Raw genomic sequence first — 16,341 nt, forward strand, 5'->3', positions numbered from 1 at the left:
GCTCATATTTCCCTATCTCCTTAGAATATTTTTTTCCGTTGATTTCGATTATACTCTAACGTTTACCTTTCTACTGGCATCACTATCTGATTAACCATAAATGAATATAACACCTAAGAAACGGGCTAAATTTGGCGCATCCCCTATAAAACAAAAACATGCCAAATCCACCAAGCATTTAGCAACTTCAGCTAGTCACCAGCCCGCGAAAGTGCGCAAAGTTATCCTATTTAATAAACCCTTTGATGTACTGCCACAATTTACCGATGAACAAGGCCGCGATACCTTAAAAAACTATATTCCCATTACGGATGTTTATGCCGCTGGTCGCCTTGATAGAGACAGCGAGGGCTTATTAATTCTAACTAATGATGGAAAATTGCAAGCGCGTTTGACACAACCCCAGAAAAAAACAGGAAAAATATACTATGCTCAAGTAGAGGGCATACCTGATGAAAACGCATTGGTTCAATTTCGCCAAGGGCTAACATTAAATGATGGCCCTACGCTTCCCGCAGGGGTAGAGTTAGTTGAGGAACCCAAATGGCTGTGGCCTCGCAACCCACCAATTAGAGAACGTAAAAACATTCCAACAAGCTGGCTTAAAATTACCTTATATGAAGGCCGCAACCGGCAAGTACGTCGCATGACGGCAAATATCGGATTTCCTACATTGCGTTTAATTCGCTATCAAATGGGCGAATTTAATTTAGGAAATTTATCAGTAGGTGAATGGATGGAGGTCAACGTTGTTTAAACCCAATGTCACTGTCGCAACAATTGTGCATGCTGAAGGCAAATTTTTGGTCGTGGAAGAATGGATCAATAACAAGCCGACTTGGAACCAACCCGCAGGGCACCTAGAGGCCAACGAAACCCTCTTACAAGCTGCTGAACGAGAATTACTTGAAGAAACGGGTATACAGGCTACGCCAACCCAATTAATTCAAATCCACCAATGGATAGCACCAGATAGTACCCAATTTATTCGTTTTTTATTTGCCGTCGAACTTGATGCTATTTGTAAAACCCACCCGCAAGATAGCGATATCGCCTGTTGTCACTGGGTCGACGCGCAAGACATTTTAGAAAGTGACTGCCTGCGCTCCCCTTTAGTCGCTGAAAGCTTACGTTGCTTTCAAACTGGAAATAATTATTCACTCGATATTCTTTCAGCTTATGGCACTCACTATCAATAACGCCCTTTTGCTTGGTGAAATAGTCACCAAGCAATAATATTCTCTCTAACTCTGGTGCAACAAGGGGTCAACATGCTAAAGTATGGGGCTTGATTTTTCCGCATTGAGACTATTTCCATGTCAAATAACAGTACCATGTCAGATAACAGCCAGAAAAAAGTCATCGTCGGTATGTCCGGTGGTGTTGACTCATCCGTATCCGCCTATTTGCTCCAGCAGCAAGGGTATCAGGTGGCTGGTCTGTTTATGAAGAACTGGGAAGAAGATGACGATACGGAATATTGCTCCGCAGCAACTGACCTTGCTGATGCACAAGCTGTGTGTGACAAGCTCGGTATCGAGTTACACACCATCAACTTTGCCGCTGAATATTGGGATAATGTATTCGAACATTTCTTAACCGAGTACAAAGCAGGCCGCACGCCAAACCCTGATATCCTGTGCAATAAAGAAATCAAATTTAAAGCCTTTTTAGAATTTGCCGCTGAAGATTTAGGGGCTGATTATATTGCTACTGGTCACTATGTACGCCGCCGTGATGTTGATGGAAAAAGTCAGTTACTTCGTGGTTTAGATGGCAACAAAGACCAAAGCTATTTCCTGTACACACTCAGTCATGAGCAAGTGGCAAAAAGCCTATTCCCTGTCGGTGAACTCGAAAAACCTGAAGTCCGCCGTATTGCAGAAGAAATCGGCTTAATCACCGCAAAGAAAAAAGACTCAACGGGCATTTGCTTTATTGGCGAACGTAAATTCCGTGACTTCCTAGGCCGCTACCTACCTGCTCAACCAGGCCCAATTGTCACGGTTGATGGCGAAACCATTGGTCAACACGAAGGCCTGATGTATCACACATTAGGGCAACGTAAAGGCTTAGGTATTGGCGGAACAAAAGAAGGTTCAGAAGATCCTTGGTATGTTGTTGATAAAGATGTTGAGAACAATATTTTAATTGTTGCACAAGGCCATGAGCATCCGCGTTTGATGTCTATCGGATTGATTGCACAGCAATTAGACTGGGTTGATAGAGAAACGTTAACCAAACCATTACGCTGTGCGGTCAAAACGCGTTACCGCCAAGGGGACATCCCTTGTACAATTACGCCTATTGATGCAGAGCGAATCGAAGTCACATTTGATTACCCTGTTGCCGCGGTCACCCCGGGGCAATCTGCCGTGTTTTATATTGACGAAGTCTGCCTTGGTGGCGGCATTATTGAAGCCCGTATTCAGGAGTAGTTGTGGCGAAAAATTATTACGACATTACACTTGCCTTGGCGGGGATCTGTCAAGCAGGCGCTATGGTTCAAAAGCTGGCCCACGAAGGCACTTGCCTTGATAGCGATGCCGAAACGATGGTCAATAGCCTGACCAATATGAACCCAAACTCCACGCTAGATGTGTATGGTAATGACCCTGCAAATATCAAAACGGGTTTAGGGGCAATGTTAGGCATGCTAACGGGGGGGAATAGTGGTTTATCTGCCGAAATGACGCGTTATATGCTGAGCATGATGGCCCTCGAACGTCGTCTAAATAAAGACGACGAAGCAATGAATAAACTTGGTCAGCGTATTGAACAATTTGAGCGCCAAGCGAGCTATTTTGAGCCACTTTCTGAAGGCGTATTCAATGCGTTAGCAGGAATTTATGTTGATGTCGTCAGCCCCGCAGGTCCACGAATCCAAGTAACGGGCTCCCCTGACATTCTGAAAAACACCTTAGTTCAGGCTAAAGTTCGCGCAATTCTGCTTGCTGGCATTCGTTCCGCAGTACTTTGGCAGCAAGTGGGTGGAAGTCGCATCCAACTTATGTTTTCTCGCAATCGTCTGGCAAACCAGGCGAAAGAAATTTTGTCTCACCTTTAAATCTGGAGTTGCTACCAATGGAATTATCCTCACTGACCGCTGTATCCCCGATTGACGGCCGTTACGGTGATAAAGTCAGCGCTTTACGCACTATTTTTAGTGAGTTTGGCTTACTGAAATTTCGCGTGCAAGTTGAAGTTCGCTGGCTGCAAAAACTGGCTGCAACCGCTCAAATCAAAGAAGTTCCTTCATTTGATGCTGACGCAATCGCTTACTTAGATGAAATTGTCGCGAACTTCTGCGAAAAAGATGCGATGCGGATTAAAGAAATTGAACGCACAACCAACCATGATGTTAAAGCTGTTGAGTATTTTCTCAAAGAAAAAGTGGAGCATATTCCTGCGCTGCATGCCGTTTCTGAATTTATTCATTTTGCCTGTACCTCAGAAGATATCAATAATTTATCTCACGCCTTAATGCTCAAAACTGCACGCGAAGAGGTACTTTTACCTCAGTGGCGTCAAATTATTGATAAAATTAAAGCAATGGCACATGAGTACCGCAACCTGCCGCTGCTCTCTCGGACTCACGGTCAACCAGCAACACCATCAACGATTGGTAAAGAATTTGCTAACGTTGCTTACCGTTTAGAGCGTCAATTCCGCCAACTGCAACAGGTTGAAATTTTAGGTAAAATCAACGGTGCGGTTGGTAACTACAATGCGCATATGGTCGCATACCCAGAAGTAAACTGGCACGAATTCAGTGAAACTTTTGTGACTTCATTAGGTATTCAATGGAACCCATTCACCACACAAATCGAACCGCATGATTACATTGCTGAACTGTTTGATTGTGTCGCGCGTTTTAACACGATTGTGTTAGATTTCGACCGTGATATTTGGGGCTATGTCGCATTAAATCACTTTAAACAAAAAACGATTGCTGGCGAGATCGGTTCATCGACCATGCCACACAAAGTTAACCCTATCGACTTCGAAAACTCAGAAGGTAACTTAGGCTTAGCTAATGCAGTTTTAGGCCATTTGGCAAGCAAACTGCCTGTCTCCCGTTGGCAGCGTGACTTAACCGACTCTACTGTACTGCGTAACTTAGGTGTAGGTTTAGGCTATGCCTTAATTGCCTATCAATCTACCATGAAAGGCTTAAACAAGTTGGAAGTTAACGAACAGCATTTGCTGGATGAATTAGACCAAAACTGGGAAGTATTAGCTGAGCCTATTCAAACGGTTATGCGTCGTTATGGCATCGAAAAGCCCTATGAAAAGCTAAAAGAATTAACCCGTGGTAAGCGTGTTACTGCAGAAGGCATGAAACAGTTTATTGATGGTTTAGAGCTACCAGAACATGAAAAGGTACGTTTAAAGGCAATGACGCCTGCTAACTACATTGGTTACGCTGTCACTTTTATTGATGAACTAAAATAATCTCAGTTTATTTAATCAGGCGGCCAATGTGCCGCCTTTTTTATTATCACAGCTTCTATATTAGCCATAAATACCCCAAAACCGCCTTATTGCTCGAAAAAAACCGCTTTTTTTTTGCTTTGTTTGACTTATATTTACTTAATCCCTTGTCGCGGCTGAGATCTCTTTTTACCATTGCAGTTCTAGTGCTACTATCATCTCGGCAGACACTATCTCTTTTTACTATGAGGGTTTCAGATGCGTATTCTTATCGTCGAAGACAATGCGTTACTTCGTCATCATTTAACAGTTCAACTTAAAGAGCTGGGTCACCAGGTTGATTCGGCTGAAGACGCAAAAGAAGCAGATTACTTTTTGCATGAAAGCTGCCCTGACATCGCCGTTGTCGATTTAGGCTTACCCGATGAAGATGGTCTATCAATGATCAAACGTTGGCGCAGCAATCATGTAAATATCCCTCTCTTAGTACTGACTGCTCGCGAAAGTTGGCAAGAAAAAGTCCAAGCTTTAAATAGCGGCGCAGATGACTACGTCACCAAACCTTTTCAACTGGAAGAACTTGTGGCCCGTATGCAGGCATTAATGCGTAGAAATAGCGGGTTAGCATCACAAGTATTAGAGTTAGGTAATTTTGTTATTGACCTATCCCGTAAAGAATTTACCGTAAACGGCGAAGCCGTCAAACTCACTGCATTTGAATACACCATTATTGAAACCTTATTACGCAACAATGGCAAAGTAGTCAGCAAAGATTCCTTAATGCGCCAACTTTATCCAGACGCAGAGCTCAGAGAAAGCCATACCATTGATGTTTTAATGGGTAGATTACGTAAGAAAATTCAGCAATTTCATAATGATGAAGTTATCGTAACGGTTCGTGGCCAAGGCTACCGTTTTGATGTGAATGGCTAATATGTGGCTAAGCAAATTTAAAGTTAAACCACTTTCGTTGCGTGCTCGGTTTTTGTGCGCAACCTCGGCTGTTATTCTTGCATTAACCCTGTCCTATGGCATTGTGGCCATACTTGGCTATTTAATTAGCTTTGATAAAACAACTTACACCCTACTACGAAGCCAAAGTAACCTTATTTACAGCCTAGCTCAGTGGCAAAACAATAAAATTGACATCCGTGTTCCCCCTAATTTTACGCTGAATAACCCTACACTTGTTATTATTTATGATGAACAAGGGCAAGTATTATGGCGTCAACGCGATGTGCCCAGTGTTGAACGGCTGATCCGTAACGATTGGCTGAAAAAAGAAGGGTTATACGAGATTGACACTGATATCCGCGAAACTCGCCAACTCCTTGATGACAATCCAGAATATAATAATAAACTGGATAAAATGGAAACTGACGATGAACCACTCACTCATTCCGTTTCCGTAAATCAATATGCTGCGGGTGAAAATCTTCCACCTTTAACCATTGTCGTCGTCGATACGCTGCCGCAAGATTTACAAAACACAGGGTTAGTATGGGAATGGTTTGGTTATGTATTACTGGCTAACCTTATTTTAGTTATTCCCTTACTATGGCTTGCTGCCTATTGGAGCTTACGTCCAATTAAATCTTTGGTTTCCCAGCTCAGCAGTCTTGAAAAAGGCGAGCGAGATACCCTTGATGAAAACCCGCCTTCTGAGCTTAGGGGCTTAGTGCGTAATTTGAATATTTTGTTAACTAACGAACGAAAGCGTTACAGCAAATACCGCACGACGTTATCTGATTTAACTCACAGCCTAAAAACTCCACTCGCCGTTTTACAATCCACTTTGCGGCTGCTACGTTCAGGCAAACAGATGAATATCGACCAAGCAGAGCCTATTATGCTAGAGCAAATTGGCCGAATCTCGCAACAAGTCGGTTATTATTTACATCGCGCATCAACACAAGGTGATGAAAACCTGATGCTTAGAGAGATTTCATCTGTTCCATCAATCTTAGACAGCTTAGCAAGCGCACTACATAAAGTTTATCAACACAAAGGGGTTTCTATTACCGTAGATATTTCCCCAGAGGTCACTTGGTTAGGTCAACCGAATGATTTTATGGAAGTGATGGGCAATATTATGGAAAATGCCTGCAAATATTGTTTGGAATTTGTGGAAGTCACCGCCATCGTTGAGCAAGACAGCCTCACATTAATTGTGGATGATGATGGCCCTGGCGTTCCTGAAAGCAAGCGTAGCCTGATTTTTGTTCGTGGGCAACGCGCAGATACACTTCGCCCCGGCCAAGGATTAGGGTTGTCAATCGCAGTCGATATTATTGATCAATATGATGGCGCTATCACCATTAGCGATAGCCCACTCGGCGGCGCACGTTTGGCCGTCACATTTCGACAGCAATCCATGATTGAAGATAGCTAATCTGTGATGTGAGTCCGTTTAGCCCCTACTTTGCAAAGCGTTTCAGGTATACTATTTAAGAAGTTTTTTACTAGGGACAATAAGATGGATTATACACTCAATCTTGACTGGCAGAGTTTTCTCGACAGTCATTGGCAGAAGCGCCCACTGCTTATCAAAAAAGGGTTTGCGCGTTTTATTGATCCTATCTCACCAGACGAACTTGCTGGTTTGGCGATGGAAGATGAGGTTGATAGCCGTTTAGTCAGCCATAAAGAGGGGATTTGGCAAGTAGCCCATGGCCCATTTGAAAGCTATGATCACCTCGGTGAAGAGAACTGGTCTGTGTTGGTGCAAGCTGTGGACCATTGGCATCATCCAAGTGCAGCCTTAATGAAGCCATTTCGCGTATTATCTGACTGGCGTATGGATGACTTGATGATTTCTTATTCCGTACCTGGTGGCGGTGTTGGTCCTCACCTTGACCAATACGACGTATTTATCATTCAAGGAGAAGGCCGTCGCCGTTGGCGTGTTGGGGAAAAGATCCCAATGAAACAGCATTGTCCTCACCCTGATCTTCTGCAAGTACAACCTTTTGACGCCATCATTGATGAAGAGATGGAACCCGGTGATATCCTGTATATCCCACCGGGGTTCCCACACGAAGGCTATGCTATTGAGCCCTCATTAAACTATTCTGTTGGCTTCCGCGCGCCGAATACTCGTGAACTCATGAGCAGCTTTGCTGACCATTTAATTTCGAATGATTTAGGCAGCTATCGCTACAGCGATCCTGATTTATCGTTCCGTGATAACCCTGCTGAGATATTACAGGGCGAGCAAATCAAACTGCGTGAAATGATGGAGTCACTGATTAACGACCCTGATTTGTTCCGCAAATGGTTAGGTGAGTTTATTTCTCAATCTCGTCATGAATTAGATATTGCACCACCTGAGCCGCCTTATGAGCACGATGAAATATATGACTTGCTGAAAACGCAGGAAGAGACCTTATATAAACTCAATGGGCTCAGGGCATTACGTGTTGGCGATCAGTTCTTTGTAAACGGTGAATGCTTAGAAACCACCTGCTATGAAGCGGCTGATAGCCTGTGCCGTTATGACTCCGTTAACTGCCAAACTCTGGGTGATGCTATTGATGATGTCAATTTCATTGCACTGATGACTGCTTTAGTGAATAACGGTTACTGGTACTTTGATGATTAAATCGCAAGTTTAATGTTATTTATTATTCAAAAGCTCATCATACTGATGAGCTTTTTTAATTTTAAGCCACAAAAAACGCCCAGAACATGATGTACTGAGCGCATTTTTACCCGATTTAAATATTATTGCTGTTTTGCATGAATAGCAGTCAATTCTGCAATCCGAATAATAACATCTACTGCCTGTTCCATGCCTTCTTGAGTAATAAATTCATGTTTACTATGAAAATTATACCCACCGGTGAAAATATTTGGACAAGGCAAACCACGATGCGACAACTGAGCGCCATCTGTTCCGCCACGAATGGGTTGAACAATAGGCTCAATGCCACAATCAATCATGGCCTGTTTAGCTAATTCAACAACATGTGGATACTTCATCACTTCTCTATGCATGTTGTAGTATGTATCGTCTAATGTCAGCTCGATATAGCAACTTGGGTGCAGGTTTTCCCCTACCTTTTCAGCAATACGAATAATATTTTTCTTTCTTGCTTCAAAACTGGCGAGATCAAAATCACGAATAATATAGTTTATTTCCGCTTTCTCAACCGTCCCTTTAATTGATGTTAAATGATAAAAGCCTTCATACCCTTCTGTATTTTCAGGTATTTCGTCCGCAGGTAACATGGAGTGAATACGATTAGCTAAATTGAGTGCATTGACCATCACCCCTTTTGCCGTGCCGGGATGAGTATTGTTACCCACAATTTTTATCCCAACATTTGCCGCATTAAAGTTTTCATACTCTAATTCACCCACACCACCACCATCAACGGTGTAAGCCCATAATGCATCAAACTGTTTAAAATCAATATGACGAGCACCACGGCCAATTTCTTCATCGGGTGTAAACGCTATACACACTTTGCCATGAGGGACATTATTGCCTTTTAAACGCACGAGAGCCGTAATTATTTCAGCAATCCCCGCTTTATCATCTGCTCCTAGTAACGTTTTACCGTCAGTCATGATCAATGTTTTGCCAATCATTTCATGCAGTACAGGGAACATGACTGGTGATAAAACTTCGTCACCAATACCTAGTGCAATATCACCACCTCGGTAGTTCTCTAAGACTTGAGGGCAAACATTTTTACCCGAAAAATCAGGTGCTGTGTCTAAATGAGAAATAAAACCAATCGTAGGAACATCCCAATCAACGTTTGATGGCAAAGAGGCCATCAAGCAACCTTGGTCGGTTAATGTCACCTGTTCAAATCCTAATTCATTGAGTTCTTTGGCTAGTGCGCGGGCAAATTTTAGCTGGCCTGTGCTGCTAGGTACTGTTTTTGCATTCGGTTTTGATTGTGTATCAAAAGCAGTATATTCAAAAAACCGCTCCAAGAGTTTGTCCATACCCATCCCCCTAAAATATCAATAACTATATTATGGGAAAGATCACAGATTCAATTATTGTTTCAAATCAGCTTTGCGGTTATTGCTGATGCTTTTTTATGATAATTCGTAAATTATATTTAATTCACGTGTTTTATTTTTTACAACGGTTGGCATTTTATTCACAAAAGTACTCATAAATAATAAGGGTAATACCCTATGAGTATTATTTAGTCGAAAATGATTTATTTGTTTCTTACCTAAAGTGTCAAATTAAGTTAACTGTTAATCAACAACTGCATTATTAACCAATAATTTTTTAAACAACTGTGCTATACAAGGTAAATAATTATTTACTTGGCATTTAGCAAATAAATAACATCAATTTATTTCTGAGTAATTAAGGATATTATGTCAAATACTTGTTTAATTTATGGTGTTAGTAAAGGATTAGGTAAGGCGCTCGTTGAAGGTGTACCTAGTCCTAACGACATTATTTATGGCGTTTCACGCTCCAAACCACCATTCGAGCAGGCCAACTTTCATTGGATCCCCGCAGATTTAAGCGATAATCAGTCCGCTAACATAATTAAAGATACTATTAAGCAGCAGCCCATCAATACCTTAATTTATAATGTTGGTATCTGGGAAAAACTCGCGTTTAGTGATGAATACCAGTTTGAAACAAGCGATGATATTGAAATACTGAATATGATCCAAACCAATATCAGTGCTTGCTTGCTCAATTTGAAAGCATTACTACCCAACTTGCGATTAGCAAAAAATAGCAAAATTATTTTAATTGGCTCTACATGGGGGCTAGATAACCATAAAGGTAAAGAAGTCACCTTTTCAGCGACAAAATATGCCCTTAGAGGCATTGTTCAGTCATTAAGGGAAACCTTAAGAGAAGATAAAATTGCTATTTCGATACTAAACCTCGGTTATTTGGCAACTGAATATCCGTTATCTTTGCCTGTAGATGATGTGATTGAACAAAGTGGAGGCCAATTAATTCCACTACAGGATGTGGTTAATGCTGTTCGTTTTATACTCAGCACCAGTAATGCAACCTGTGTGAAAGAAATTACAATGCCTGCCATGATGGATGAAAACGTTTAACTTAGGCTTACAGAAAAGCAATTAAAAAGGGAAACCCTCGTTTCCCTTATTTTTATTGTGCGGTGTCTTTAACCTGCAATTCCATGATCAACTGATTGATATATTCCACCACCACCTGACTTGCCAACCCATAATGTTTTTCATCAAACTCACTTTCGACTTGGCTTGGCTCTAGGTTCAGCTCAACCGTATGCGCACCATGTAATTTCGCTTCATGAACAAAACCCGCAGCTGGATAGACATGCCCAGAAGTACCGATAGAAATAAAAATTGTCGCACTTTCAAGGGATTGGTAAATATAATCCATACCAATGGGCATTTCACCAAACCAGACGATATGTGGCCTTAGCGGCTGTGGAAATTGACAGCAATGGCAACGATCTTCTGTGGTCAAATCCCCTTTCCATTCCAAAACTTGGTTGGACCAATTACAACGCACTTTTAATAATTCGCCATGCATATGAACAATGCGTTTGCTTCCCGCCCTTTCATGCAAATTATCAATATTTTGTGTGATCAATAAAAAGCGATCACCCAATAACTCTTCCAGTTGTGCTAACGCAAAGTGTGCTGCGTTGGGTTTGATATTTTCCTGCTGAAGTTGTTTGCGCCTTTCATTATAAAAACGCTGTACGAGTTGAGGGTTTCGCTCAAAACCTTCTGGAGTAGCAACATCCTCAACACGGTGTTCCTCCCACAACCCATCCGCTGAGCGGAATGTTTGAATGCCTGACTCAGCTGAAATACCTGCACCCGTTAATACGACAATATTCACTTTTTTCATATCGTTAAGTCTGTTATCTATATAAAAAGACCGGTTGCGGAGCCGCTGCCGACGTACACACTTATTTTTACGCGCTTTTTTTAGTCTATGACGATATCGCAACATCAAAAACTTCCCTTCATCCATGCAACCAATGCATAACAATCTAGACAGTAAATTGAAAACTGCCCCTGTTAATACACGACTTTTCTATATTATTTAAACATTAATACACTAGAGCGCATCACACTGATGAATGCAAATAAAAATATCGAGGGTATCGATTTTGTCACCTTTTTATCATAAATATTTCATCATTTTCTCATGATTGAGCCACAAAAATCGCACAACTGTAAAACAATAAAAAAACCTTTCTTGATGATGCCTCATGCAGTTAAGATATGCACCGCAGATTTACTGCGGTATTAATTCATCACTTAAAGGGGTTTCATGGAAAAGTTTTTCGAAAGAGCAATGTATGCTTCACGTTGGATCTTAGCGCCTATTTATTTTGGGCTTTCACTGACACTATTAGCTTTAACGATTAAGTTCTTCCAAGAACTCTACCATATTTTACCGAATATCTTGTCCATTCCTGAAGCTGACTTGATCCTCACGCTGCTCTCATTGATTGATATGGCGCTAGTCGGTGGCCTATTGGTCATGGTGATGTTTTCTGGCTATGAAAACTTTGTTTCTCAAATGGATATTCCTGATAGCAGCGAGAAACTAGGCTGGTTAGGCAAGATGGATGCCTCTTCCCTAAAAAATAAAGTTGCCGCTTCAATTGTGGCGATTTCATCTATTCATTTGCTTAAAATCTTTATGGATTTAAAAAGTGTCGAAAATGACAAACTCATGTGGTACGTCATTATTCATCTCACCTTTGTACTCTCTGCCTTTGTCATGGGCTACTTAGATAAGATGACAAAAAAATAATTCAAACTGTTGTTGTGCCTATTTTTCATGTGAAGAGTAGGCGCCTTCTCATTTTTATCACACCTTTAACGCTATGCCATTCTCCCTGTTATGCTACGATTACCCTAAATAATATGACGGCATAATAAGGACGTTAAAATGAGCGAACATTTCGTGGGTAAATATGAAGCAGAAATTAAGTTTCGTTTAACAGATCACGCTGTATTCCTACAAAAAATCAAAGCTGACCACGCTGAACCGTTTACTGAAAATAATTCAGAAACAGATTACTTCTATGAAAACACTAACCTTCCCCTTTCAAACAATAATATTAGTATGTGTGTTCGTGAAATGGTGCCATCTGGCATCAAACTGTGGATAGTCAAAGGCCCTTCTTCTTCAGAATGCAAAGCCATTAATATTGATGACTGCCAACATGTGCAAAATATGTTAGTGACTTTAGGTTATTATTGTCATTTAACAACGACAAAAATCCGCAGTATTTATTTTCTCGGGGATGTCCACATAACAGTTGACCACCTTGATGGCATCGGTTGGTTTGCTGAATTTGCCATTATGACGGATGATGAAAGCTTACTTGGGCACTACTATCAAAGATTAATGTCTGTAGCTAAAGGGTATGGTTTTACAGAAGAAATGATTGAAAAACGCAGCTATAAACAGATGTTTTTAGAAAAAGAATAAGAAAAAATGCCAACGTACCTTACACCTTAGTGAAATAGATACGCTGGCATTGATACTAAAACTACTGACCACTTAAAATACGAGCGGGGTCTAATTTACTGGCTCGACGAGCTGGATACCAACTAGCCAGCAAGCTCAAAATAACGGTTGTGATTAATACATAAACCACATCCATAATGTGAAGTTCAGACGGTAAGAAGTCAATAAAATACACATCCCCTGAAAGAATTGGATGACCTAAAACAGCCTCTAACCCTTTAATAATGGTCGTTAAATTAACAGAGACCAATACGCCAAGTACGACACCAATCAGGGAACCAACTAAACCGCCGAGTAAACCGTACCATAAAAAAATGGCACGAATTTGCCTGTCCTTCGCACCAAGAGTCCGCAGTACAGCAATATCACTGCTTTTATCTTTAACCGCCATGACCAGCGTTGATACAATATTAAAACATGCAACGCCGATAACCAAAATCATCGCTAAGTACATGATACTACGCACCATTTGAATATCATTGTACATATAGCCATAATCGCCAATCCAGCTTTTTACAATGACATGGTGCATGGTTTTTAAACCTGCATCGTAGACGACCTTATCGGCCTCAAAAGGATCTGTCGCTTTAATTTCAAAACCACTTATGCCATCGCCGTAATCTAAATATTGCTGTGCGTCTGCTAATGGCACTAGTGCCAATTGGTGGTCAAGTAAACCACTGAGTTTAAAAATCCCCTCGACTTGTACACGAATACGTTTAGGCTGTTGGATCTTTAAACTTTCATCGGTGTTGGGGATCATGATTGTCACCCAATCCCCTTGTTTCACATTCAACGCATCAGCCACGCCTTGCCCTAAAATAATCGATTGATTACCTGCTGCAAAATTTTTCCAAGCATCATTTAAGACAAATTGCGGCAAGGCACTGACTTGTGACTGCGTTTCAGGAGATACACCCATTACTTGAATAGCTTTTAAGTTTGCACCGCGTTCAAGCAGCCCCGTAAAATTCACATATGGGCTAACACCTTCAACTCCGGGCGTTTTGCGGATCACTTGCTCAGCAAAGTCCCAATCTTTATAAGGTGGTTTTACCGCGTAGATTTGCCCGTGAGGGACAACGGACAATACGCGATTGTTCAGCTCACGTTCAAAACCATTCATGGCGCTTAGGCCTATAATCAGTACTGCAACACCGAGCACAATCCCCAGCGTCGAGACAATCGACACTAAAGACACCATACCTGTACGTCGGCGCCCTCGGCTAAACCGCAGCGCAGCTAAGAGCGTAAGTGGCAATTTAGACATCACCGAGCCCCCAACGTGATTTCCTGCTGTAAATGACCATCACGCATTTCCAACTGGCGTGATAAACGACGCGCCAATGTCATGTCATGGGTAACCACTAAAAATGCGGTGCGTTGTGTACGATTCAATTCGCCCAATAACTCAAAAATCGCATCCGCATTGCGTAAATCAAGGTTCCCCGTCGGTTCATCCGCCAGCACAAGCGCAGGTTCATTCACCAATGCTCTTGCAATCGCAACACGTTGACGCTCCCCACCCGATAACTCAGAAGGACGATGATCTGCCCGATGTTCTAACCCCACTGCTTGCAGCATTTCTTTTGCCTTAGCGAATGCAGATTCTTTTGCCATAGCACCTATCAACAGAGGCATCGCGACGTTCTCAAGTGCCGTAAAATCAGGCAGAAGGTGATGAAACTGATAAATAAAACCTAAATCTTTATTACGGATAGCCGCACGCTCATCAGATGAAAGCTGGTTAATATGCTGACCGCGGAAAATAACATTGCCTTCCGATGGTGTATCTAAACCACCCAATAAATGCAATAACGTACTTTTTCCTGACCCCGAGCTACCGACAATCGCCATCATTTCCCCTTGCCCCATGGAGAAACTGACATTTTTCAACACTTGCGTCGACAAAGAACCTTCTTGATAGGTTTTGCTTAAATGTTCGCAGACAAGAAGTGGTTGTTTATTCATAACGTAAAGCCTCGGCAGGTTGAACTGCGGCTGCGCGCCAAGAAGGATACAGCGTCGCAAGCAGTGAAATAAGCATCGCAGAAACTGCAATAATTAAAATACCTGAATAATCAAGTACAATGGGCAAAGAAACCCCTTTGGGTAATAACCCAATTAACGGCATAATCACATTAAGCTGACTTGATAAAAGCGTGCCTAAAACCGTACCAATCAACGTACCAATAATACCTGCTCCCGCACCTTGGATCATAAAAATCGCCAAAATACGCCAGCGCTTTAAACCGAGGGTTTTTAAAATCGCCACTTCGCCCTGTTTTTCCATCACTAATAAAGAAAGGGAGGTGATAATATTAAAGGCAGCAACCGCAATGATTAAGCTCAATAGCAAGCCCATCATATTTTTTTCCATACGAACAGCTTGGAAAAACTCCCCTTTACGCTCACGCCAATCCGTCCACACAAGTCCCTCAGGCAAAATTTGCTTGCTGAGCGTATCCACTTGTAATGGCTCATTTAAATATAAGCGCCAACCCGTAATGTTTCCCACAGGATAGCGCAGCATTCTTGCGGCATCTTGAGCAGAAACAATTAGCTCACTCGTATCCGCTTCGCCGTTGGTTTGAAAAATACCTGCAACCGTAAATAAACGCTGGCTTGGAATACGCCCCATTGGAGTCAACTGGCTAACGCCTGGAATAATTAAACGAACATCATCACCACGCTTCACACCCAATGTATCTGCAAGTTTGTTACCCAAAAAGACATTATAACTCCCTTCTTTGAGGTCGCTTCGACTGCCACTAATGAGTTTATCCAGCAACAATGAATCCGCATCAGGTTCGATGCCCGCCATAACCCCCACGCCAACATTCGTACGGCTTTGCAATACCACATCAGATTGAACAATGGGTGCAATACGACTTACACCTTGCAGGTGCTGTAAGTCAGACATGGGGTGTTTTACTGGGTCGATATTACCGGATGGTGACGTTAAAATAGCCTGCGGCATATAGGCAAGTATGCTATCTTGTAGTGATCGCTCGAAACCATTCATCACTGATGTCACAGTAATTAAAGCTGTAACACCGAGAGTGATACCAATAGCCGATAAACTGGAAACAAAGCGCCCAAATTTATCCGCTGCGCGTCCACGCAAATAACGTAGACCTATAAATAATGAGACAGATTGGTGCATGAAATCTTTAATGCCCCTGTTGCCAAAGCGAAGTGTTCAGCGATAATAAAGGGTACGATTGATGAATGGAACCACTCAACGGTTTTTTTTCTTCTTTCATTTCTTTTTTGTTTGAATTTCGGACAAATTACTGACAAAAACAGGTTGTTTTACGGTTCGTTTTGCTGTTTAACTGTCTGTTAATTTATTTAAGTATGAATCATATAAAGGCTGTCTATTATTGTTCTGACGCTTGTTTAACTGCTAACTAATCGCT

General features: G+C 41.8%; 16 protein-coding genes. 11 read left to right on the top strand and 5 right to left on the bottom strand.

The annotated features are described in order from the left end of the window. Positions 1–100 precede the first annotated feature (100 nt). The 8 genes from rluE to AC4IFO_RS00920 all read left to right on the top strand — a co-directional run bounded on the left by rluE (position 101) and on the right by AC4IFO_RS00920 (position 8,035). Positions 101–757, top strand: coding sequence for a 23S rRNA pseudouridine(2457) synthase RluE (rluE, locus tag AC4IFO_RS00885; RefSeq protein WP_490731062.1), 657 nt, complete (start codon positions 101–103; stop codon positions 755–757). Further along, positions 750–1,199, top strand: coding sequence for an NUDIX domain-containing protein (locus tag AC4IFO_RS00890; RefSeq protein WP_490731064.1), 450 nt, complete (start codon positions 750–752; stop codon positions 1,197–1,199). The genes rluE and AC4IFO_RS00890 overlap by 8 nt, the downstream gene beginning before the upstream one ends. Before the next feature lie 135 nt (positions 1,200–1,334). Next, positions 1,335–2,438 carry a tRNA 2-thiouridine(34) synthase MnmA gene (gene mnmA / locus AC4IFO_RS00895; RefSeq protein WP_490731487.1) on the top strand — a complete coding sequence of 368 codons (1,104 nt, stop codon included), beginning with the start codon at positions 1,335–1,337 and terminating at the stop codon, positions 2,436–2,438. Between the two features lie 2 nt (positions 2,439–2,440). Beyond that, a complete protein-coding gene (gene hflD, locus AC4IFO_RS00900; protein WP_490731066.1) occupies positions 2,441–3,067 on the top strand; it encodes a high frequency lysogenization protein HflD in 627 nt (208 codons plus the stop codon). Between the two features lie 17 nt (positions 3,068–3,084). Further along, the gene (gene purB, locus AC4IFO_RS00905; RefSeq protein ID WP_490731068.1) at positions 3,085–4,455 is read left to right on the top strand and encodes an adenylosuccinate lyase; all 1,371 of its coding nucleotides are present in this window, start codon (positions 3,085–3,087) and stop codon (positions 4,453–4,455) included. Positions 4,456–4,692: 237 nt separating this feature from the next. Beyond that, entirely contained in the window at positions 4,693–5,367 is a 675-nt protein-coding gene (phoP, locus tag AC4IFO_RS00910; RefSeq protein ID WP_490731070.1) for a two-component system response regulator PhoP, read from the top strand. A gap of 1 nt (position 5,368) precedes the next feature. After that, on the top strand, positions 5,369–6,826 hold the full coding sequence (gene phoQ, locus AC4IFO_RS00915) for a two-component system sensor histidine kinase PhoQ (RefSeq protein ID WP_490731072.1): 1,458 nt from the start codon (positions 5,369–5,371) through the stop codon (positions 6,824–6,826). Between the two features lie 84 nt (positions 6,827–6,910). Next, positions 6,911–8,035 (top strand): ribosomal protein uL16 3-hydroxylase, encoded by a 1,125-nt coding sequence (locus AC4IFO_RS00920; protein WP_490731074.1) that lies wholly within the window; start codon positions 6,911–6,913, stop codon positions 8,033–8,035. Positions 8,036–8,157: 122 nt separating this feature from the next. Here the strand turns inward: AC4IFO_RS00920 and pepT are convergent, their stop codons facing one another. Then, positions 8,158–9,393 carry a peptidase T gene (gene pepT / locus AC4IFO_RS00925; protein ID WP_490731076.1) on the bottom strand — a complete coding sequence of 412 codons (1,236 nt, stop codon included), beginning with the start codon at positions 9,391–9,393 and terminating at the stop codon, positions 8,158–8,160. A 390-nt stretch (positions 9,394–9,783) separates the two neighbouring features. On the opposite strand from pepT, the gene AC4IFO_RS00930 reads away from it, so the two are divergent. Then, entirely contained in the window at positions 9,784–10,494 is a 711-nt protein-coding gene (locus AC4IFO_RS00930) for an SDR family oxidoreductase (protein WP_490731078.1), read from the top strand. Between the two features lie 52 nt (positions 10,495–10,546). Here the strand turns inward: AC4IFO_RS00930 and cobB are convergent, their stop codons facing one another. After that, entirely contained in the window at positions 10,547–11,380 is an 834-nt protein-coding gene (gene cobB / locus AC4IFO_RS00935) for a Sir2 family NAD+-dependent deacetylase (RefSeq protein ID WP_490731489.1), read from the bottom strand. Positions 11,381–11,707: 327 nt separating this feature from the next. On the opposite strand from cobB, the gene AC4IFO_RS00940 reads away from it, so the two are divergent. Both AC4IFO_RS00940 and AC4IFO_RS00945 read left to right on the top strand, forming a co-directional pair. After that, positions 11,708–12,196, top strand: a complete 489-nt coding sequence (locus AC4IFO_RS00940) for a TIGR00645 family protein (RefSeq protein ID WP_219247404.1) — start codon at positions 11,708–11,710, stop codon at positions 12,194–12,196. A gap of 138 nt (positions 12,197–12,334) precedes the next feature. Further along, positions 12,335–12,880: a class IV adenylate cyclase gene (locus AC4IFO_RS00945; RefSeq protein ID WP_490731080.1), complete on the top strand. Its 546-nt coding sequence runs from the start codon at positions 12,335–12,337 to the stop codon at positions 12,878–12,880. 61 nt (positions 12,881–12,941) lie between these two features. Here the strand turns inward: AC4IFO_RS00945 and lolE are convergent, their stop codons facing one another. The 3 genes from lolE to lolC are packed head-to-tail and all read right to left on the bottom strand — an operon-like array spanning position 12,942 to position 16,085. Next, entirely contained in the window at positions 12,942–14,189 is a 1,248-nt protein-coding gene (gene lolE / locus AC4IFO_RS00950) for a lipoprotein-releasing ABC transporter permease subunit LolE (RefSeq protein WP_490731082.1), read from the bottom strand. Then, complete coding sequence (lolD, locus tag AC4IFO_RS00955; protein WP_490731084.1) at positions 14,189–14,890, bottom strand: lipoprotein-releasing ABC transporter ATP-binding protein LolD; 702 nt, start codon at positions 14,888–14,890, stop codon at positions 14,189–14,191. The genes lolE and lolD overlap by 1 nt, the downstream gene beginning before the upstream one ends. Further along, the gene (gene lolC / locus AC4IFO_RS00960; RefSeq protein ID WP_490731086.1) at positions 14,883–16,085 is read right to left on the bottom strand and encodes a lipoprotein-releasing ABC transporter permease subunit LolC; all 1,203 of its coding nucleotides are present in this window, start codon (positions 16,083–16,085) and stop codon (positions 14,883–14,885) included. Before lolC ends, lolD begins: the two co-directional genes overlap by 8 nt. Positions 16,086–16,341: the final 256 nt, after the last annotated feature.

The sequence above is a fragment of the Providencia sp. UF-224 genome (assembly GCF_058245955.1).

Bases quoted from the DNA above. Each gene is read 5' to 3' on its own strand.
- rluE (WP_490731062.1), top strand. From the start codon at position 101: ATGAATATAACACCTAAGAAACGGGCTAAATTTGGCGCATCCCCTATA.
- mnmA (WP_490731487.1), top strand. From the start codon at position 1,335: ATGTCAGATAACAGCCAGAAAAAAGTCATCGTCGGTATGTCCGGTGGT.
- purB (WP_490731068.1), top strand. From the start codon at position 3,085: ATGGAATTATCCTCACTGACCGCTGTATCCCCGATTGACGGCCGTTAC.
- phoP (WP_490731070.1), top strand. From the start codon at position 4,693: ATGCGTATTCTTATCGTCGAAGACAATGCGTTACTTCGTCATCATTTA.
- phoQ (WP_490731072.1), top strand. From the start codon at position 5,369: ATGTGGCTAAGCAAATTTAAAGTTAAACCACTTTCGTTGCGTGCTCGG.
- AC4IFO_RS00920 (WP_490731074.1), top strand. From the start codon at position 6,911: ATGGATTATACACTCAATCTTGACTGGCAGAGTTTTCTCGACAGTCAT.
- pepT (WP_490731076.1), bottom strand. From the start codon at position 9,393: ATGGACAAACTCTTGGAGCGGTTTTTTGAATATACTGCTTTTGATACA.
- AC4IFO_RS00930 (WP_490731078.1), top strand. From the start codon at position 9,784: ATGTCAAATACTTGTTTAATTTATGGTGTTAGTAAAGGATTAGGTAAG.
- AC4IFO_RS00940 (WP_219247404.1), top strand. From the start codon at position 11,708: ATGGAAAAGTTTTTCGAAAGAGCAATGTATGCTTCACGTTGGATCTTA.
- AC4IFO_RS00945 (WP_490731080.1), top strand. From the start codon at position 12,335: ATGAGCGAACATTTCGTGGGTAAATATGAAGCAGAAATTAAGTTTCGT.
- lolE (WP_490731082.1), bottom strand. From the start codon at position 14,189: ATGTCTAAATTGCCACTTACGCTCTTAGCTGCGCTGCGGTTTAGCCGA.
- lolD (WP_490731084.1), bottom strand. From the start codon at position 14,890: ATGAATAAACAACCACTTCTTGTCTGCGAACATTTAAGCAAAACCTAT.
- lolC (WP_490731086.1), bottom strand. From the start codon at position 16,085: ATGCACCAATCTGTCTCATTATTTATAGGTCTACGTTATTTGCGTGGA.